Source organism: Bradyrhizobium erythrophlei (assembly GCF_900142985.1).
GTDB lineage: Bacteria > Pseudomonadota > Alphaproteobacteria > Rhizobiales > Xanthobacteraceae > Bradyrhizobium > Bradyrhizobium erythrophlei_B.
This window is the reverse complement of record NZ_LT670849.1, coordinates 3,291,673-3,311,445: the sequence shown is the minus strand read 5'-3', so window position 1 is coordinate 3,311,445 and position 19,773 is coordinate 3,291,673. Positions and strand designations below refer to the sequence as shown.

Below are 19,773 nucleotides of genomic sequence, written 5' to 3'. Positions count from 1 at the left end.
TGCACTTGTTTCGGGATTTCGCATGACCGCAGCCCTTCGTTTTGACCCGATCCGCCTGCCGCCCGAATGCGTCAAACTGCGCCAGGAAGTGCGCGCGTTTCTCGCCGAGGAAATCGCGGCCGGCACCTTCGACCCGCACAAGCCGAACCGCGAGGACAGCGACGCGCCGGAGTTTTCCCGCCGCGTCGGCGCACGCGGCTGGCTCGGCATGACCTGGCCGAGGAAATACGGCGGCCATGAACGAACGTTCCTGGAGCGCTACGTCGTCACCGAAGAGATGCGCGTCGCCAACGCGCCGACGCGGCGCTTTTTCGTCGCCGACCGCCAGAGCGGACCGGTGCTGCTGAAATACGCCAACGAGCGCATCAAGATGGATATCCTGCCGCGCATCTGCCGCGGCGAAGTCTGCTTTGCAATCGGCATGAGCGAACCGAATTCCGGCTCGGACCTGTTCGCGGCCAAAACCAGGGCGACCAAAGCCGACGGCGGCTTTCTGATCAACGGCACCAAGATCTGGACGTCGTCGGCGCACATCGCCGATTACATGATCGCGATCTTCCGCACCTCGCCATCGACCAAGGAAAACCGCCGGCACGGCCTGACGCAGTTCCTGGTCGACATGAAGACGCCGGGCATCAAGGTCAACCCGATCGGCCAGATCACCGGCCAGTTCGAGTTCAACGAGGTCGTATTCACCGACGCCTTCATTCCCGAAGACCATGTGCTCGGCGAAATCGACGGCGCCTGGAAACAGGCAACCAGCGAGCTGGCCTATGAACGCTCGGGCCCCGAGCGTTTTCTGGAAACCTATTACGTTCTGACCGAACTCGTGCGCGCGGTCGGCCCCTCGCCCGATACGCGCGCCGCCGAAGGCATCGGAAGGCTCGTGGCGCAGCTCCACACCATGCGCAGGATGTCGGTGTCGGTCGCCGGCATGCTGCAAGCCGGCAAGGAGCCGGTGGTGGAAGCCTCGATCGTCAAGGACATCGGCACCATCTGGGAACAGCAACTGCCGCATCGGGTGCGAGACCTCGCCGCCTTCGTCGACGCCGACGTCACCAATCACGAGACGCTGGAGAACCAGCTCGCTTTCGCCATGAAGACCGCGCCGAAGCTCACGATTCAGGGCGGTACGACCGAAGTTCTGCGCGGCATCATCGCGCGCGGACTGGGTTTGCGCTAAGGCGCGGCTCACCCGCCAACCGGAGACAAGACCAATGACCACCTATAAGGATATCGGCGTCGAGAAGATCGGGCACGTTGGCTTGATCGAGATCCGGCGGCCGCCGCTGAATTTTTTCGACATCTCGCTGATCAACCAGATTGCGGATGCGCTGGAAGAGTTCGACCGCGATATCGAAATCCGCGCCTCGGTGCTCGCCGCGCAAGGCAAGGCGTTCTGCGCCGGCGCCAATTTCAACGACCCGGCACGGCAGGAGCAGGAAGCGCGCGCCAAGACCGATCCGGCCTCGGGTCTCGGCCCGATCGCGCATCTCTACATTCAGGCAGTGCGCATTTTCCGCGCCCAGAAGCCGATCGTGGCCGCCATTCATGGCGCCGCCATCGGCGGCGGGCTGGGACTAGCGGTGTCGGCGGATTTCCGCGTCACCTGCCCCGAAGCGCGCTTTGCCGCCAATTTCACCCGGCTCGGTTTTCATCCGGGATTTGGACTGACGGCGACGCTTCCCGAACTGGTCGGCAAGAACAACGCCGAGCTGATTTTCTACACTTCCCGCCGCGTCACGGGCGAGGAAGCCTACCGGATGGGCCTTGCCAACGAATGCGTGCCGCAAGATCAGGTGCGTCCTGCCGCGATGAAGCTCGCGCAGGAGATCGCCGAGTGCTCGCCGCTCGGCCTGCTGTCGACCCGCGCCACGATGCGCGCGGGGCTTGCCGACCGGGTGCTCGCCGCCACCCACCATGAACTCGCCGAGCAGACCCGCCTTCGCGCCACCGAAGACTTCAAGGAAGGCGTCAAGGCGACCGAAGAGCGGCGCGTGCCGAACTTCAAGGGGCGCTGACCTGCGGCAGCTCCGGCCTCAGTGATTCCCGAACGAGGGCTTGCGTTTTTCGACGAAGGCCTTGGCGGCTTCCTTGTGATCGGCGGTCTCGTTCGAACGCGAATGGTGGAGGGCTTCGCCATCGAAGCAGGCTTCCAGCGACAAGCGCTCGGCATTGTTGATGTTGCGCTTGATGTAGCCGTACGTGATGGTCGGTCCCTGCGCCAGCGACATCGCGAGTTCACGCGCAGAGGTCTCGACCTCCGTATCAGGAACAACACGCGTGACCATGCCGAGCCCGAGCGCTTCCTGCGCGGTCAATACCGGCGACAACAGATAAAGCTCGCGCGCCTTGGCGCTGCCGAGCATCTGGGTGAGAAAGTAAGTCCCGCCATAGTCGCCGGACAGACCGACCTTGGCGAAGGCGGTCGTGATCTTCACGGAAGCAGACGCCACGCGAAAGTCGCAGGATAACGCGATCGACAATCCCGCACCGGCGGCCGCGCCGTCGAGCTGCGCCACCACCGGCTTCGCCATCTCGTGCAGGATTCGCGAGACCTCCATCGCGCGCCTCAAATTGACGATCCGGGTCTCGAAGGACATCGGCGCCCGGCTGCCGTCCGCCATCGACTTGACGTCGCCGCCGACACAGAAAGTGCCGCCGGCGCCCTTCAGCAGCACAGCGCGCACTTCCGGATCTTCGGCCGCGCGTTTGGCGGCCGCGACCAGCCCCAGCGTCATATCCGGGTTGAGCGCATTGCGCCGCTCGGGCCGGTTCATGGTGATGGTCAACAGGCCTTGGTCGAGGTTTTGCAGGACGGTTTCGGTGCTCATGAGATGATGCCTTATTGCTATTGGTTGGCGTCGTCCCTGCGAACGCAGGGACCCATAATCCCGGACGCTAGTTGTTGCCAAGCTATCTCGCCGCGTCCGAAACGATAGGCCGCGGCGTATGGGTCCCCGCGTTCGCGGGGACGACGAAAGGCCGTCACTTCTTTACCAGCGGACAGCGTGACTCCGACAGCGGTTGAAACGCTTCATTGCCGGGAATGGTCGCCAGCAGCCTGTAGTCATCCCAGCGGCCCTTCGATTCCGACGGCTTCTTCACCTCGAACAGATACATGTCGTGGACCATGCGGCCGTCCTCGCGAATCCGGCCGTTTTTCGCGAACATGTCGTTGATCGGGGTCTCCTTCATGATCTTCATGACGGCGGCGGCGTCGGTGGTGCCGGCGGCCTTGACGGCTTTCAGGTAGTGCGTCACCGACGAGTAGACGCCGGCCTGCGCGGCGCCGGGCACGCGCCCGACCCGCTGCATGAAGCGCTTGGCGAAAGCGCGGCTTTCATCGTTGAGATCCCAGTAGAAGGCTTCCGACAGCAAGAGCCCCTGCGCGGTCTCAAGCCCGACACTGTCGATGTCGGTGATGAAGACAAGCAATGGCGAGATCTTCTGCCCGCCCTTCATGATGCCGAATTCGGCCGCCTGCTTGATCGTGTTGATGGTGTCACCGCCGGCATTGGCAAGCCCGATCACCTTGGCCTTGGAGGCCTGGGCCTGGAGCAGATAGGACGAGAAATCCGACGAGTTCAGCGGATGGCGGACATCGCCGAGCACCTTGCCGCCGGCCTTTTGCACGACATTGGCCGTGTCCTTTTCGAGGTCGTGACCGAAGGCGTAGTCGGCGGTGATAAAGAACCAGCTGTCGAGGCCCTGTTTGACCGCGGCAAGTCCGGTGACGTTGGCCTGCGAATAAGTGTCGAAGACGTAGTGGACCGTGTAGGGACCGCAGGCCTCGTTGGAGAGGCGGATCGATCCGGGTCCGTTGAACATGATGATCTTGTTGCGCGCCCTGGCGATCTCCGAAGCCGCCAGCGCGGTCGCGGAAGCCGCGACGTCGTAGATCATCTCGACGCCCTGATTGTCCAGCATGTCGCGGGCGATATTGGCGGACAGGTCGGCCTTGTTAAGATGATCGGCTGCGAGAATCTCGATTCTGCGGCCGAGCACTTCGCCGCCGAAATCCTCGGCTGCCATTTTCGCCGCAGTCTCCGCGCCGGGACCGGTGATGTCGGCGTAGAGGCCGGACATATCGAGGATGCCGCCGAGCTTGAGCGGAGGTTTGCCCTGCGCGAGTGCTGCGGTCGAAACGACAGCGCACATCGCGGCAAGAAAGCCGGAGACAACCCGCCGCATGAAAACCTCCCTATTCCCTTGCGGTAGCGCCGCAATTGCCATTATGGCGATCATGCCGCAAGCATAGGGAAGCGGCAAGCGACGCCAGGGGTGTCTTTCCGTCGCGTGGAATGGGATATCGATGTGAGCTGGACGCAGGTCTCGACCCTATCAATCGGGCCTCGGCGACTGACGATCGTCGCATGCATCGGGGCCGTCGCTATGACGACGCCTCACGCATCCGCGGCGCCTTGCGAATTCGAACCGCAGGGCGAAGGGCGCGTGACCGAAGTGATCGATGCCCGCAGCTTTCGCCTGGAAGACGGGCGCGAGATACGTCTTGCCGGGATTGAGCCGGCCTTCCCCGGCAAGTCCGCCGCTGAGCGCGGACGCGTACTCGCCGTCCTGCTCGCGGGACGTCACGTTCGGCTGCACAGTGACGACGACACACCCGACCGTTATGGCCGCCAGACGGTTTTCGCGTGGCGGTTGCCCGACGAGGTGCTGATACAGCAGGAACTTTTGACGCAGGGCGAGGCGCTCGTTTCGCCTGAAGTGAACGACGGGGAGTGCGCGGCCGCGCTTCTGGCCGCCGAGGCCACGGCGCGCGAGACAAAAAGAGGCATCTGGGCCGACCCAACGGCCATAAAAAACACTGAAAGTCCGGGCGGTATTTTGTCTGGGATTGGGCGTTATACGCTGGTCGAGGGCAAGGTTCTGTCCGTTCGGCAAGCAGGGGCAACCACCTATCTGAACTTTGGACGGAACTGGACACGGGACTTTGCTGTGATTATTCCAAGGCGGGCGCTCGCCAATTTGGCGGCAGCCGGCCTTGTACCTAAGTCGTTGGAAAATAAGCGTATCCGTATCCGAGGATTTGTTGAAGCGCGTACCGGGCCGCGGATTGAAGTGCTTCAGGCGGGACAAATTGAGCTGATCGGCGAGAAATAGCTCGTCGCGAGTTTTTCGGACGTGGCTGGCGTGGTGGATGGCGTGGGACATCGCAAGGCGACAATGAGCCGGCTTTGGGCGGCGCCCATCCTGTTGGGCGCGCCGCTGCTGCTTGCCGGTTGCGGTGGCGACTTCACGCGCTTTCAAACCCCAGGCCCGGTGGCGTCGGCTCCGCCGTCCAAGCCCACCCGCAGCACGTTCGTTCAAAGCCCCGCCGCCGAAAAAGAGCACGAACGCATCCTGTCGTCGTACGGCGGCGCCTATGACGACCCCAAGCTCGAGGGTTTGATCAGCAAGACCGTCGAACGGCTGGTGGCGGCATCGGACCGCCCCGACCAGGTCTACAAGGTGACCATCCTCAATTCCGGCGCGGTGAACGCCTTCGCGCTGCCGACCGGCCAGCTTTATGTGACGAGGGGCCTCGTTGCGCTTGCCTGCGACACCTCCGAATTGTCCTCGGTGCTGAGCCATGAGATGGCGCATGTGATTGCCAAGCACGCCACCATTCGCGAGGACAAGGTGCGCGAAGCCGCGGTTGCCACCCGCGTCCTCGCCGACATGGGCAACGATCCCGACATCACGGCGCTGGCGCTCGCCAAGAACAAGCTCACGCTTGCAAGCTTCTCCCGCACCCAGGAATTTGAAGCGGACGGCATCGGTGTCGGCATTGCCGCGCGCGCGCATTTCGATCCCTACGGCGCATCGCGGTTCTTGTCGGCGATGGAGCGCAATGCCGAGCTGAAGGCGGGGAAATCCTCGGTCGATCCGCGCGCCCAGGATTTCCTGTCCTCGCATCCGGCAACGCCCGAGCGCGTCGCCAATGCGCAGAACACCGCGCGGCAATACTCTTCGCCTGACTCCAGCGAACGCGACCGCGACAGCTATCTGGCCGCGATCGACAACATCGTCTATGGCGAAGATCCGAGCGAAGGCTTTGTGCGCGGGCGCAGGTTCCTGCATCCCAAGCTGGGTTTCACCTTTACGGCGCCGGAGAATTTTACACTCGACAATACGGCGCAAGCCGTGATCGGCGTGCGCGAAGGCGGGGCGCAGGCGATGCGCTTCGACGTCGTGCGCGTGCCGGCCGAGCAGAGTCTCGGCGACTATCTCAATTCCGGCTGGATGGAGAACGTCGACAAGTCGTCCACGGAAGACGTCACCATCAACGGCTTGCCTGCGGCCTCCGCGGTTGCCAGCGGCGATCAGTGGCAGTTCAAGGTCTATGCGCTGCGCTTCGGCACCGACGTCTACCGCTTCATCTTCGCCGCCAAGCAGAAGACCACGGAGAGCGAACGCAATGCGCGGGAGACCGTGAACTCGTTCCGCCGATTGACGCTCGACGAGATCCAGTCGGCGCGGCCGCTACGCATCAAGGTGATCAACGTGCAGCCCGGCGACACGGTTGAATCGCTGTCGCATCGCATGGCCGGCGTCGACCGTCCGACAGAGCGCTTCCGCATCATCAACGGAATCGAGGCTCACGCCCAGATCAAGGCGCGCGACCGCGTCAAGATCGTGGTGGATTGACACCGAAGGTGTCATCTCTGATGCGCAATTGCGCATCTGAGGGCGCGCTTGAGCCGCGAACCCGGGATCTCGAACGACAAACTGCTTTGCTCGATCCCTCAAAACAAAAAACCCGGCCTTGCCAGGCTGTGTGAGAACTGGGGCAAATCAGATAGAGAGGCCGCATCATTAATGATGCGGCCTTTTTCATGCGCTACATTCGAGGTGGGGACCGTAACCAGGCGAGTTTTTTGCCGGCACGGATCGATGATTACGTTGCCGCTGATGCGGCGGTGCGGGTAATCGATGCCTTTGTTGAAGGTCTCGATATGTTCGGGCTCGGCTTGGTTCGAGCGACACCGGCGGCGACCGGGCGGCCCGGCTATGACCCGCGCGATCTTCTGAAGCTCTATATCTACGGGTACCTCAACGAGGTTCGTTCGAGCCGCAAGCTGGAACGCGAGTGCCGGCGCAATGTCGAACTGATGTGGCTGTTGGGGCGGCTTGCCCCCGACTTCAAAACAATTGCGGACTTTCGGCGGGACAATGCAGCCGGGATCGTAGGGGCATGCCGGGCCTTCGTGCTGTTCTGCCGCGAGCAGGGACTATTTGCGGCCCGTCTGGTGGCCCTCGACGGTTCGAAGTTCCGGGCGGTGGCGAGCGCCAAGCGGATTATGGGCGAACGCAAGGTCGCCGAAGAGGCCGGCCGGATCGATCAACAGATCGCGGCTTATCTTGCCAACCTCGACAGCATCGATGCGGGCGAGCGGGCCGATAGCGATGCGGAACAAACGGCTGCGGCTCTCCAGGCTCTCAGGGCACGCCGCACCGACCTTGATGCTCTGGCGGCGCGACTTAAGGCGGAAGATCGGACTAGTCTTGTAGAAGGTGAGCTCGATGCGCGGCCGATGGGTAAAGGGGCAGGCTCCAAGCCTCCTTCCTACAATGTCCAGACGGCGGTCGATGCTGCGACGGGGCTGATCGTCCACCATGAGGTTACAACCGAACCCACCGACAACCGGCTGCTCCATCCGATGGCCAAGGCGACGAAGGATGCGGTGGCGGCCGATACGCTCACGGTGGTGGCGGACGCTGGCTATTCGAACGGAGCAGACGCGGCAGCCTGCGAGAACGATGGCATCACGCCTTGTGTGCCAGCGAACCGGGCCGTCAACAATCAAGGCGACTTCTTCGACCGCACGGCCTTCATCTATGAGCCGCAAACCGACAGTTTTCGTTGTCCGGCGGGCCGAACACTGGTGCGCAAGCAAATCCTCACCAGAAAGCAGAGCGTCTTGTATATCGCCGACGATTGTTCGGGTTGCGCGCTCAAGCCGAGATGCACCCGCGTCGAGCGCCGCTTCGTTCAAAGACACCTTTACGAGGACGCGCTTCAACGCATGAATGCCCGCGTCGAAGCCGATCCACACCTCATGCGGCAGCGGCGATGCGCGGCTGAACACCCGTTCGGAACCATCAAGCGGATGACGGCTGGCGGCAGGTTCCTCACCCGAGGCCTTACCAACGTCAAGACTGAAGCCGCCCTCAGCGTTCTTGTCTACAACATCATGCGGGTCATCAATCTCATCGGCTCGCAAAGCCTCAAGATTAGGCTCGCCTGACCCTAAAAATTAAAAAAGAGGCCCCGGATCACCGCAGCCTCTCGTTTCCACACAGCCTGTTGCGGTCGGGCTTTTTATGTCATCGCTTGAACCAGCTTACGCCGCTTCGTCCGCAACGGCGGTATCGTCGCCGTCGACATCGGCATCCGCCTCGTCGGCTTCGGCCTCGCCGTCCGCTTCAGCGTCGGCTTCCGCCTTGGCGCCGCGGCGCGGGCTCTTGGCGAGCTGGCTTTCGATTTCCTTGACCGCCTCGGTCTCCGTCACGTGCTGGACCACGGCGATCTCGCGCGACAGCCGATCGAGCGCCGCTTCGTAAAGCTGGCGTTCGCTGTAGGACTGCTCGGGCTGCGATTCGGAGCGATAGAGATCGCGCACGACCTCCGCGATCGCGACGATGTCGCCCGAATTGATCTTCGCTTCGTATTCCTGGGCGCGGCGCGACCACATGGTCCGCTTGACGCGGGCGCGGCCCTTGAGGGTTTCCAGCGCCTTCTTCACCAGCGCCGGCTCCGACAGCTTGCGCATGCCGACATTGGCGACCTTCGCCGTCGGCACCCGCAGCGTCATCTTGTCCTTCATGAAATTGATCACGAACAGCTCAAGCTTCGCGCCGGCGATTTCCTGTTCCTCGATCGCGAGGATCTGGCCGACGCCGTGGGCCGGATAAACCACGAATTCATGGGTCTTGAAGCCCTGACGCTGGGTCAGCGGCTTCTTCTCTTCAACGCGCGGAGCGGCCGCCGCGGGTTTCGCAGCAACGACAGGCTTGGCAGCGGCGACCGGCGCCTTGTTGACGGGGGCCTTGGGTGCAACGGCCTTCGCGGCAGGCTTGTGGGCAGCAGTCTTGGAGGCGGCGACCTTCGAAGCAGTGGTCTTCGAACCGGTCGCTTTCGCGGCAGTTTTCGCAGGCTTGTTTGGCATTGAGCTTCTTTTGTTTTTGGAGGATTTGGCAGCCGATGCCTTGCTAGATTTCCGAGGGTCCTTTGAAGACGCCGGGGCACGGCCTTTGGTTGCGCCCCGGCTAATGGCCGCGGCGGCTTTTTTGGACGTCTTCGAAGTACTCTTAGTACGCGTTTTTTGTGACACAGCCTGCGCGCGGAACTGCCACGCCCCTGTTCGATGTTTTCACGGGAACCCTTAGGGCCGCGAAGCGGGCGGACGGGTTCGGCTAGTTAATGCACCAATATAGCACATTTCCCGCAAAAATCAATGATTTATGCCCTCCCAGCGCTGCCGGGTGGCGGTTTTGTCATCGAACCCGCAAACAGGGTTAAGCCAAATAACCATCCACAGCCTCGTCCAAGCCTGTGGATAAGCCCCGAAAATCGGGCTTTGGCGGGTCAGTCGCCCTCGCCGGGCTTCGGAGAAAAATATTTCTCAAACTTGCCTTCGGCGCCTTCGAATTCCTTGGCGTCAGCCGGCGATTCCTTCTTTTGGGTAATATTCGGCCAGGATTTGGCGTATTCGCTGTTCACTTCGAGCCATTTTTCGAGCCCCGGCTCGGTGTCGGGCTTGATCGCGTCGGCCGGGCACTCCGGCTCGCACACGCCGCAATCGATGCATTCGTCCGGATGGATGACCAGCATGTTCTCGCCCTCGTAGAAGCAATCCACGGGGCATACCTCGACGCAGTCGGTATATTTGCACTTAATGCAGGCTTCAGTGACGACGTAAGTCATCCAGGGCTCCGGAACGGGTCAATTTTAATGGGTTGGGTAGCGCAGGAAGCAGTGCGCTGCAAGGGAATGCAGGCTGTCAAGTAACCCAACCACACGAGAGCAGATAGTCACTCCGCGCCAGTGGTTCGATTCTAACATTCGCATCCCGTCTCAGCACGACCTTTGCGAATGTTAGAATCATGGAACCACTGGCAAATATAGGGATCTAGTGGAGTTTTGGATTTGACATTCGCTTTCCGAACTCGCGGCTAGGTGACTAGCGAATGTCAAATCCACTCCACTAACCGTGTAACCACTCCACTAGCCCTGCAAATCGACATACAGCACGCGCGCCGAGGCGGCGTCGCCCCGCCGCTCGGCAAACCCGATCACCTTGAGCACACGCACGGAGCGATCAAGCCCGACCGTGACGACGTCGCCCGCCTTGAGCGCGTGGCCGGGCGAAGTCTCGCGCACGCCGTTGATGCGGACGTGGCCTGCCGCGACAAGTGCAGCGGCGCTGGTGCGGGCCTTCACCAGGCGCGCGTGCCACAGCCATTTGTCGAGACGCTGGCGCTCCACGAAACACCCAAGCGAGAAAGCTTGATCTTTTTTTGACGCGTTTTCTTCACGCGAACCGGTGCCCACCCCCGGATCAAGTCCGAGGGCATGCTTCGCTTTGAAACGCTAATCCTTGCGGTTCGCCGTCATCTGTTCCTTGAGCGCGGCGAGCTTGGCGAATGGCGAATTGGGATCGACCGGACGATCCCGCTCGCGCGGCGCCGCGCTCGAGGCATATTGCCGGTGCGACGGCCCGTTCTCCCGGCCACCCCGGTCGCGATCGCGTCCGCCGCGGCCCTTGTCCCGTCCGCCTTCGCGCCCCGCATCGTCGCGGAACTTGGATCTGTTGCGGTCCTCGCGTCCCTTGCCGTCGAAGCGCTCGCGCGGCCGGGCATTCTTGTCGTCCCGCCGCTCCTCGCGTGCAGGCGCGCCGTCAGCAGGAGCGGCAACGGCGCCATCGGCCGGCTGATCGGTGCGCGGCTTGTTAAAATCACGGTGACGGTCGCGCCGGCCATGCCGGTGGCGCTCACGTCCCGTGCCCTCGCTTTTTTCACCTGACGCACTTTCGCCTGGCGCTGCCGACGCGCCGTCGGCGGCCGCCCGTTCGGGACGGCGATGATGTCCCTTGCGATCGTGGCGAGGCGGACGGCGCTCGTCGGAGCGGCCACCCGGACGCCAGACCTCGACCAGTTCCGCCTGCGCAGGCACTGCCGTAGCGTCAGCCGGCGTCGCCTCGCTTGCGCTCGCCGCTTCAGAAGACGCTTCAGCCGAACTCTGTGCGGCCGGCGCTTCGATCGCAACGGACGGAGCCGCCTCGACAACTTCGGGAGCCGTCGTCCTGGCTTCCTGGTCCGTCGTTGCGACGTTGAGGATGTCCCGCTTTTGCGCGAAATCGACCTGGGGCAATAACGTCGAGGAAGCGGCGGCCTCCTCGACAACCGGCGCCTCGACAACGGCAGCGGCTGGCGCAGCCTCGACCGTTGATACGGTCTCGCCCGCCACGGTTTCCGCAACCGCATCGAGTGTTGCGTCGGAGAGCGTTGCTTCGGACGCCGTCTCGCCCGAAGGCGGCGTGGCCGGGGCTTCCGCAGATGTCTCGACGGGCGCGGTGTCCGAAGGCGCTGCTTCAACCACGGCCGGCTTCGGGGCGAGCTGTGGACGGCGATCCATACGATAGCCGAGCGCACGCAGGATCGAGGCGAAATCCTCGCCGGCCGATCCCGTCAGCGACGTCATCGCCTGTGTCACCACGAAGCTGCGACCGTCGAATGCGCCGGGCGGCTTTTCGCCAAGCGAGGTCTCGCGCCAGGCCAGCGCCGGGCGGATCAGATCGGCGAGCCGCTCCAGAATATCGACGCGGACCGCGCGCTCGCCGCATTGGCGATAGCCGAGCACGCGATAGGCATCGCGCGGCAACGTCTTGTCGACCGGAAACGAGGTCCGGCCGCTGGCCGCCAGATGCTGCGCACCCGACAGCACGGACAGATCGACATTGGCCTGCTTCAACGCCCAGAGCAGCGAGGCCAGCGCGCGCGCCGCCGGCTTGAGCAGCGCCGGCACGTAGATGTGGTAGGCGCCAAAGCGCACGCCGTATTTGCGTAAAGATGCCCGCGACGGCTGATCGAGATCCTTCATTTCAGCAGAAATTTTCGAGCGCTCGAGCACGCCCATCGCCTCGATCAGCTGGAAGGCGATGCCGCGCGCGATTCCCGTCACGTCCTCGGCCTTGCTCAATTCGAACAGCGGCCCGAGAAGCTTCTCGATATGGGTCTTGAGCCACAGATCGAGCCGCTTCTCGACGGCCTCGCGCGGCGCGCCCGTCAGCCGTTCGTCGGAGATGATGCGAATGCGCGGATGCAGCGCGTCGTCCGCGGCCGTCAGCCGCGCGACCGCATCGCCGGTCCAGCGAACGGTTCCTTCGGACGTGAGCACGAACTGGTCGTCGGGCGAGGCGGCGAGCTTTTCGGCCCGCGCATCGATCTCACCCGCCAGCGCCTTTTGCGCGGTCGCCTGCAAGGCCTTGGCCTCGGAGCCGGCTTCGGCCGCATCTGGCGCAAAGGTAAAACCGTCCAGACGGCCAATCACATGGCCTTCCACGATCACTTCGCCGGTCTTGCCGATTTCCGTATTCAAAACCACGTTCTCCCGCAGGCGGCGCATCAATACACTGGTACGACGATCAACGAAACGCTCTGTGAGCCGTTCATGCAGCGCATCGGATAATTTATTTTCGACCTCGCGCGCGATTCCTTGCCAATGGTCGGGGTCGGCAAGCCAGTCCGGACGATTGGCGACGAAGGTCCAGGTACGGATTTGCGCAATCCGGCCCGATAACGTGTCGATATCGCCGTCCACCCGGTCCGCCTGGTCGACCTGTGCGGCAAACCATGCATCCGGGATACGCCCTTTTTGCATCAGGAATCGAAACAGGCTCGTGACAAGCTCGGCATGGGCGGCCGGCGCGATCCGGCGGTAGTCGGGGATCTGGCAGGCCTCCCAGAGGCGCTCGACCGCCTTCGCGCCCTCCGCCATTTCGCGGATATCGGCATCGCGCGCGACATGGTCGAGCACGCGCAGGTCCTCTGCGATCGGGGCGCGGGTCAGGACTTCATGGGCGGGCGAGAGCGCGAGCGACACCTGAAGCGCGCTGACCGATGAGAAATCCAGCTTCGAGTTGCGCCATTGCAACATCCGCACGCTTTCGAAGGTGTGGTTCTGCAACGCATTGACCAGTTCGGGCTCGAACGGCGCACAGCGGCCGGTGGTGCCGAACGTCCCGTTGCGCGTGGCGCGGCCCGCCCTGCCCGCAATCTGGGCAAATTCGGCGGGGATCAGGCGGCGGAACTGATAGCCGTCATATTTGCGGTCGGAGGCGAATGCGACATGGTCGACGTCGAGATTGAGGCCCATGCCGATCGCATCCGTCGCCACGAGATAATCGACATCGCCGTTCTGGAACAGTTCGACCTGTGCATTTCGCGTGCGTGGGCTGAGCGAACCGAGCACCACCGCCGCACCGCCGTGCTGGCGGCGGATCAACTCGGCGATGGCGTAGACCTCGTCGGCGGAAAAGGCGACGATCGCGGTGCGCCGCGGCTGACGGGTGATCTTGCGGTCGCCGGCGAATTCAAGCTGCGAAAGCCTCGGCCTGGTGACGATGTTGGCACCGGGCAACAGCCGCTCGACGATCCCGCGCATGGTCGCCGCGCCCAATAGCAGGGTCTCGTCGCGGCCGCGCCGGTTGAGAATGCGATCGGTGAAGACATGGCCGCGTTCGAGATCGGCCGCGATCTGGATTTCGTCGACGGCAAGAAACGAGACGTCGAGATCGCGCGGCATCGCTTCGACCGTCGACACCCAGAACCGCGGCCTCTGTGGCTTGATCTTCTCTTCGCCTGTTATCAGCGCCACGGCCTCGGTGCCGGCGCGGTCGGCGATCTTGTTATAGACCTCGCGCGCGAGCAGCCGCAGCGGCAGGCCGATCAGGCCCGAGGAATGCGCCAGCATGCGCTCGATCGCCAGACTCGTCTTGCCGGTATTGGTCGGCCCGAGCACGGCAGTGACGCCTGCGCCGGGAGCCTTTCCGTTGCTGAGGTGCGAGAAGGAAGTTGACGAAAGAGCCATGTTTTAAGGAGTTTCTACGGCTTTCGGCGTCGCATGCAAATGGCGTGAGGGTCGGAGCTTGTGATCGGCGGAGGCGCCAACCAACCACCCAAGGAGTGTCTCACAATGTGACGCTTGTGAGGGCCGGATTTAAGCTTCGGAACGGGTACGGAACGAATCGCGCCCGAATCGCTGACTCCCGGGATCGTCCTGCTTCGTTCACTCAACATATCGCGCGAGACTGCGTCTTACGGCACTAGATCAAGTTTGCCGCAGCGCTGCAAGCGACGGTTTGACGACAGAAATCTTAAAGCGCGCGCCCGTCTGGAGTCGAATCAGAAGCGGCAAAGAGTCAACAGGGATTCTCGCCTCGTCGTCGTCCCGGCCAAGCGAAGCGCGAGCCGGGACCCATACCGCGTGATCTCTATGGTTGAACGGAATGGCTGATGGCTGACGCCTGCCTCAACAATAAAGGCCTGTGGTTATGGGTCCCCGCGTTCGCGGGGACGACAAGGAAAATCAGTTCGTCTTGGCCACGCGCGGCGGCGTTGCCGTCGTGATGAACGAGGTCGCTTCCAGCATCGCGACGCCAAGATACGTCGGGATCACCATGCGGTAGGGAACCAGAATGCGGGTTCCCAGCACCGGCGCGAACGCGATCTCGATGTTGCGCGCGGCGGAAAGATGTTTGATCACCGGGCGGTCGGGGATGTAGCCCGCGACCGGCGTGAAATAGATCGCGCAGACCACGACCGGACCCTGATAGCCCTTCTCGGACTTCACGGTTTCCATGCGCTTGAATTCAAGCTTCAGGTCGTAACGCATGCGGCCGTCGAATTCGGCCGCGCTACCGCGGCAGGCTTCGGGGCTGACCGGATCAGCGGTGCCGGGCACGCGCAGCATCGAACCCGTCATCGGATCGAACACGCCCCTCTTGTGCGCCTCCGTCACCAGAATGCGGTCGGGATCGACCGGCGGCTCGGGCTCGATCGCGTATTCCTTGATGGTGCCGTTGTTGAGCACCATGTGGATGGTTTCGGACTTTTTCGGCGTGGTGGTCGTGGCGGTGTAGTTGGTCGGAACCAGCACGCCGTTGACGACGCGGCCTTGCGCGTTGCTTGAGCCGGTGCCGCTGGCGAAGGTTTTCAGGAGCCCTGCCGTGCCGCCGACGGCGGATGCCGAATACTGGTCGTCGGAGATGTCGATATTCCAGGCGCCCCGGCCGACGGGGATGCCCGCAAGCGTGGCCTCATATTGCGCTTCGAGTTTGCCTTGTGCGAACGCTGGGCCCGAGGGCGCAGCAAGAACGACGGTGAACGCGCAGAGCCCGGCGAAAATCCAGTTCGGCCGGAGCGAATTCATGGGAGCCACGGTCCTTGATGAAAAGCGGAGGTATTTCATTAAAGCAAAAAACCCGGCGAACAACGGCTTCGCGTGCTTTAGGTAAATCGGAGCGCCGCAAAATTGAAGGCGTCGCGCTCCCATGATGGCGCCGCCGTGGTGGCATGCTATCATGGAACCCTGATATGGGTGGCGAATACGCCCTTTATGTGATCGCAAAAGCGGCAAAATACCCGCCAAAACCGGGTTTTCCGCACCTTTGCGGCGACAAGCCAACCTTGACGCCACGGCCATCTGCCCCTATACACCCGCGGTTCCTCCAATGGACGAGTTTTAGACCCTTGGCGCTGGCCCATCCGATATGGGCGGAGGCTAGGATGGAAGAGGATTTTTCGAGATGTCGCGGCGCTGCGAACTGACGGCCAAGGGCCCGCAAGTGGGTCACAAGGTGAGCCACTCCAATATCAAGACCAAGCGGCGGTTTCTGCCGAACCTGTGCAACGTGACTTTCATCTCCGATGCACTGGGCCGCAACGTGCGCCTGCGCGTCTCGACCAACGCGATCAAGAGCGTCGATCACAATGGCGGCCTCGACACCTTCCTGTTGAAGGCCCGCGCTGCCAACCTCTCGCCGCGCGCGCTCGAACTGAAGCGGCAGATCGAGAAGAAGGTCGCCAGCCAGCCGGTCGCCAAGGCGAGCTGACGCTTTCGCCCATACTTTTCCAGAAAACAAAACGGCCGGGTCAAAAGACCCGGCCGTTTGTTTTGAAGGTCGCTCTGCCGCCCGAAAATTACGGCGCAGGACCTGAAGACGGCCGCAGGAGCTACTCGGCCGCCTCGTCCGGAGACAGGCCGTCCGGCATCACCGAGAAGTCCTTGGACTTCGATCCGTCAGCCACTTCCGCAAATCCTTCGGCCGCCATCCCGCGCTTGAGCAACTCGCGAATGGCCGCCGCCCTGCTCGGCATCCGCTTGGCAAAGCGCCATGTATCGACGATCCGCAATTCGTCGTGGGTAAGCATGATCTGGAGCCGTTCGCCTCGATTGAGTTCGCCCATCTGCCATTCCCCTTCTTGAAACTCACTCCTTCAACGCCAGAACATCAAAATGAGTTCCTAACTATTTATACTCATTAATTGCTGTCTTAGTCGTTGGCAAATAGGATTTAAAAAGCGTCCAATCCGTCAACAACACTTTGATCTTACTATTGTTTTCTTGATTGCCAGCCCCGCAGAGCGCACTCTCAGATTTTGAGAGAACCTGACAATGGCAATTTTGATCAACCACGCGGACATCGGACTGGCCGAGGCTGATCATCGGATCGCCAATAACCTCGCCAGCTTGAGCGGCGCGGTTCGCCTGCAACGCAACGTCATTTCGAAGAGCGGCAAGAGCCTCACAGCGGAGCAGGTTTGCCTGTTGCTCGACGATATCAGCGCGCGCATCGAGGTGACCGCGAAACTCCACAAATCCCTTGCACTCGCCGGCAACGGAAACGGTGTGGATCTCGGAAATTTCCTGCGGGAGGTGGCCGAGATGATTGGCACGCTCTGCCCCGCGGGGCGGATGAAGCTGACTTTCGCTTGTTCCGACGAAGGCTATATCCAGCCGCGCGACGCGCTTCACGCCGGACTTATCACTGCCGAGCTTCTCACCAATGCCGTCAAGTATGCGCATCCGACCGGCGTGCCCGTGAAGATACAGGTGCGCTGCGAGACCGAAGACGACGGCGCATTCCTGGTCGAAGTGACCGATGACGGCATCGGCTTCCCCGAGAACTTCGATCCTGCCGTCGACGGCGGCCTCGGCTTTCAGCTCATGCGGGCGCTGGCGATTGGGCTCAACGCCGAACTTCAATTCGAACACGACAGTCTTGGCGTCTGCGCTCGGCTCGTGAAGCCGGCAGATCGCGCCGTCAACATCGAAAGCAGGACCATTAACTAAGGAAAACCAACGTGGCGTCCATTCTGCCGTTTATCCGAAAGGCGGGTACCGTGTTTGACGATCGAGTGACCGAGATCATGGGTGAGGCCTTCGACAGCGCCTGCAATGAGCTGCACGATACCGGGCAACCCGCCATCGTGTATGAAGTCATCGCCAAGCGCATCATTGAGGCGACGAGGACCGGCGAACGCAACGTGATGCGGCTACGCAATGCCGGACTGGCCGCGCTCGGGCTCCAAGGCGACGACAAGCAAGCGGGTTAGGTGGCCTTGATCGGCTGCCTCTCTACAGTTGGCCGTTGCCGGTTGCTCTGCAGTTTTCGAGAATGATATTCAGACACAGTCCAATACTCCCCCCGCAAACGATGACGGCACCGGTGATGCTTTTTGATCCGGAAGCCCCGTCTGCTCTCCCGCCTGGGGTGAGCAAAAACGCTCACATTTAGATCGGCCCTCATTCCGCGCTGCCATCCGGCCCGTGCTACAAGCGGATGCACAATCGGCGTTTGGGGAGCGTGATTGCGTATTCGAAGCCGTGAGCAAGCGGCCGCACCGACCAGTCATTTCAACTCACCAAGAAACTGCCGAGGTCCCGATGGTTTTGCATGACACGCCGGAACTACCTAAAGTTCTCGTCGTCGAAGACGAGATGCTGCTGCGCATGCGCGCCGTGGATATCGTGGAGGACGCAGGCTTCACCCCGATAGAAGCTGCGAACGCCGACGAAGCGCTCGCCATTCTTGAATCCCGCTCGGATGTCGATCTTCTGTTCACGGATATTCAGATGCCCGGGAGTATGGATGGCCTGAAACTGGCGTATGCCGTCCACGAACGGTGGCCATCCATCAAGATCATCCTTGTGTCCGGCAAATTGACGCCGACCAATAGCGAAAGACCCACCGATAGCCGCTTCTTTGGAAAGCCGCTTGAGGTGAAACAGATGATCGCGGAAATGCAGGAGATGATCGGTCAAGGCGCGCTGAAAATCGGACTGCCCGATTTCTCCCCCGTTGAAACTCCAAGCCGTCGCGCGCGGGAGGCGTCAAACGGTCAGGCTTCCAATGAATTTCTGACGGCGGAAAACGACAGTCTTCGCTTGTTGCTCGAACAGGCTGGCATCGACGCAGAAGTTTTATTGGAACAGGCGGGCATCGACGCCAAGGAACGTGAGGCTGCCGATAAATTGCAGAAACTCATCCTGGAGGAATTGCACCACCGGATCAAAAATACGCTTGCAACCGTAAGCGCCATTGCGTCTCAAAGCCTGCGGACAGCGTCAAGCATTGAGCACGGCCAACAGGCTATTGAAGGGCGTCTGATCGCGCTCGGTCGAGCGCACGACCTGCTTTTGCAGGCCCGATGGGCAAACGCAGATCTCGCCAACACGATTCGAGGCGCGACCGAGCCGTACGACAACCGAGGCGGGGGCCGGTTTTCGATTTCAGGACCCGACATCAAAATTACGTCAGGCGCGGTGATCGCGCTGGCGATGACGCTCAATGAGCTTTGCACCAATACGACGAAATTCGGCGCGTTGTCGGTGCCAGGGGGAAGCGTCGACATCGCGTGGAACGTCGACGAGGAAAAACGACAACTAAAGATGACGTGGTCCGAAAAAGGTGGTCCCTCGGTATCTTCTCCTTCCCGGAATAGCTTTGGGACGCGCTTGATCGGCTCTCTCGGCCAACAACTGAAGGGCCAGGTCAAACTGGACTATGCCCCGACCGGCTTTGTCTATGCGCTCGACGTTCCCATGGCGTCGCTGGTCGCGCCGGCCTGAAACCTTGGAACAATACCGCCACCCCCCCGCACTGAGGCCGTTTTCTATCTGGATGTGAGCAAAATTGACCACTGGCTCAGACCGAAACCGCGCCATGATGCTCGTCACAGCACCGCAGCAGGCAATTACTGGTGACGAGAGCAAAGCTCTCGCCTGATCCAAAGGGGGCATCATGCCGTCTCCTGACAGAGCACGAGAACCGCAACCCGACACCCGCCGCAAGATGTCCTATTTTATCGAGATTCGGCGTAAAATGTTGCGGTACGCCAGGTCGATCCGACCGGGAGCCGAACGTAATCAGCACCGGCAAATTGCTTTATCGCTTCGCAGCCTCTTCAAGAACAAGACATGGCGCGAAAGCCATACGTTGGACGACTGACGCTGGAAGCGCGTTTCCCCTGCCAATTCCGCACACCGCGAGGCCTGGTGGAGTGGATTTGGCATTCGCTACCCCGTAGCCGGGAATGCGTAAAGCGAATGTCAAATCCAAAACTCCACTAGAAACCTGTATTTGCTAGTGGTCCTTTGATTCTAACATTTGCAAAAGTGCCTGCCCCATCGGGATACAAATGTTAGAATCGGACCACTAGCCACTCGGGCAGCCGGCGAGCGTTGACGACATTCGCCCGAGCCAA

General features: G+C 61.8%; 17 protein-coding genes. 9 read left to right on the top strand and 8 right to left on the bottom strand.

Going from position 1 to position 19,773, the window contains the following annotated elements:
* The first annotated feature begins 22 nt into the window (after nt 1–22).
* Together BUA38_RS15455 and BUA38_RS15450 are read left to right on the top strand one after the other, a co-directional pair.
* Nucleotides 23–1,183 (top strand): acyl-CoA dehydrogenase family protein, encoded by a 1,161-nt coding sequence (locus tag BUA38_RS15455; RefSeq protein ID WP_072818951.1) that lies wholly within the window; start codon nt 23–25, stop codon nt 1,181–1,183.
* A 34-nt stretch (nt 1,184–1,217) separates the two neighbouring features.
* Nucleotides 1,218–2,021 (top strand): enoyl-CoA hydratase/isomerase family protein, encoded by an 804-nt coding sequence (locus BUA38_RS15450; protein ID WP_072818949.1) that lies wholly within the window; start codon nt 1,218–1,220, stop codon nt 2,019–2,021.
* An 18-nt stretch (nt 2,022–2,039) separates the two neighbouring features.
* Here the strand turns inward: BUA38_RS15450 and BUA38_RS15445 are convergent, their stop codons facing one another.
* Entirely contained in the window at nt 2,040–2,834 is a 795-nt protein-coding gene (locus BUA38_RS15445) for an enoyl-CoA hydratase (protein ID WP_072818947.1), read from the bottom strand.
* A gap of 154 nt (nt 2,835–2,988) precedes the next feature.
* The gene (locus BUA38_RS15440; protein WP_072818946.1) at nt 2,989–4,194 is read right to left on the bottom strand and encodes an ABC transporter substrate-binding protein; all 1,206 of its coding nucleotides are present in this window, start codon (nt 4,192–4,194) and stop codon (nt 2,989–2,991) included.
* A 261-nt stretch (nt 4,195–4,455) separates the two neighbouring features.
* On the opposite strand from BUA38_RS15440, the gene BUA38_RS15435 reads away from it, so the two are divergent.
* The 3 genes from BUA38_RS15435 (at nt 4,456) to BUA38_RS15425 (ending at nt 8,252) form a co-directional block, all read left to right on the top strand.
* A complete protein-coding gene (locus BUA38_RS15435) occupies nt 4,456–5,124 on the top strand; it encodes a thermonuclease family protein (protein WP_338076357.1) in 669 nt (222 codons plus the stop codon).
* A 63-nt stretch (nt 5,125–5,187) separates the two neighbouring features.
* On the top strand, nt 5,188–6,651 hold the full coding sequence (locus BUA38_RS15430; RefSeq protein WP_072818944.1) for a M48 family metalloprotease: 1,464 nt from the start codon (nt 5,188–5,190) through the stop codon (nt 6,649–6,651).
* 188 nt (nt 6,652–6,839) lie between these two features.
* A complete protein-coding gene (locus tag BUA38_RS15425) occupies nt 6,840–8,252 on the top strand; it encodes an IS1182 family transposase (RefSeq protein WP_072816060.1) in 1,413 nt (470 codons plus the stop codon).
* A gap of 96 nt (nt 8,253–8,348) precedes the next feature.
* Here BUA38_RS15425 and BUA38_RS15420 read toward each other — a convergent pair whose 3' ends face one another.
* From BUA38_RS15420 to BUA38_RS15400, 5 genes are all read right to left on the bottom strand, one after another.
* Nucleotides 8,349–9,173 (bottom strand): CarD family transcriptional regulator, encoded by an 825-nt coding sequence (locus BUA38_RS15420; protein ID WP_072818942.1) that lies wholly within the window; start codon nt 9,171–9,173, stop codon nt 8,349–8,351.
* 419 nt (nt 9,174–9,592) lie between these two features.
* Nucleotides 9,593–9,931 carry a ferredoxin FdxA gene (fdxA, locus tag BUA38_RS15415; protein ID WP_072818941.1) on the bottom strand — a complete coding sequence of 113 codons (339 nt, stop codon included), beginning with the start codon at nt 9,929–9,931 and terminating at the stop codon, nt 9,593–9,595.
* Nucleotides 9,932–10,231: 300 nt separating this feature from the next.
* Nucleotides 10,232–10,492, bottom strand: a complete 261-nt coding sequence (locus tag BUA38_RS15410) for an RNA-binding S4 domain-containing protein (RefSeq protein ID WP_072826146.1) — start codon at nt 10,490–10,492, stop codon at nt 10,232–10,234.
* A 105-nt stretch (nt 10,493–10,597) separates the two neighbouring features.
* Nucleotides 10,598–14,095 (bottom strand): helicase-related protein, encoded by a 3,498-nt coding sequence (locus tag BUA38_RS15405; RefSeq protein ID WP_072818939.1) that lies wholly within the window; start codon nt 14,093–14,095, stop codon nt 10,598–10,600.
* A gap of 498 nt (nt 14,096–14,593) precedes the next feature.
* Entirely contained in the window at nt 14,594–15,436 is an 843-nt protein-coding gene (locus BUA38_RS15400; RefSeq protein WP_072818937.1) for a DUF3108 domain-containing protein, read from the bottom strand.
* Nucleotides 15,437–15,812: 376 nt separating this feature from the next.
* On the opposite strand from BUA38_RS15400, the gene rpmB reads away from it, so the two are divergent.
* A complete protein-coding gene (gene rpmB / locus BUA38_RS15395; protein ID WP_072818936.1) occupies nt 15,813–16,118 on the top strand; it encodes a 50S ribosomal protein L28 in 306 nt (101 codons plus the stop codon).
* Between the two features lie 121 nt (nt 16,119–16,239).
* Here rpmB and BUA38_RS15390 read toward each other — a convergent pair whose 3' ends face one another.
* Entirely contained in the window at nt 16,240–16,473 is a 234-nt protein-coding gene (locus tag BUA38_RS15390) for a hypothetical protein (RefSeq protein WP_072818934.1), read from the bottom strand.
* Between the two features lie 208 nt (nt 16,474–16,681).
* On the opposite strand from BUA38_RS15390, the gene BUA38_RS15385 reads away from it, so the two are divergent.
* The 3 genes from BUA38_RS15385 to BUA38_RS15375 all read left to right on the top strand — a co-directional run bounded on the left by BUA38_RS15385 (nt 16,682) and on the right by BUA38_RS15375 (nt 19,138).
* Nucleotides 16,682–17,359: a sensor histidine kinase gene (locus BUA38_RS15385; protein ID WP_072818932.1), complete on the top strand. Its 678-nt coding sequence runs from the start codon at nt 16,682–16,684 to the stop codon at nt 17,357–17,359.
* 11 nt (nt 17,360–17,370) lie between these two features.
* Nucleotides 17,371–17,622 (top strand): hypothetical protein, encoded by a 252-nt coding sequence (locus BUA38_RS15380; RefSeq protein WP_072818930.1) that lies wholly within the window; start codon nt 17,371–17,373, stop codon nt 17,620–17,622.
* A gap of 331 nt (nt 17,623–17,953) precedes the next feature.
* On the top strand, nt 17,954–19,138 hold the full coding sequence (locus BUA38_RS15375; RefSeq protein WP_072818929.1) for a sensor histidine kinase: 1,185 nt from the start codon (nt 17,954–17,956) through the stop codon (nt 19,136–19,138).
* Nucleotides 19,139–19,773 lie beyond the last annotated feature (635 nt).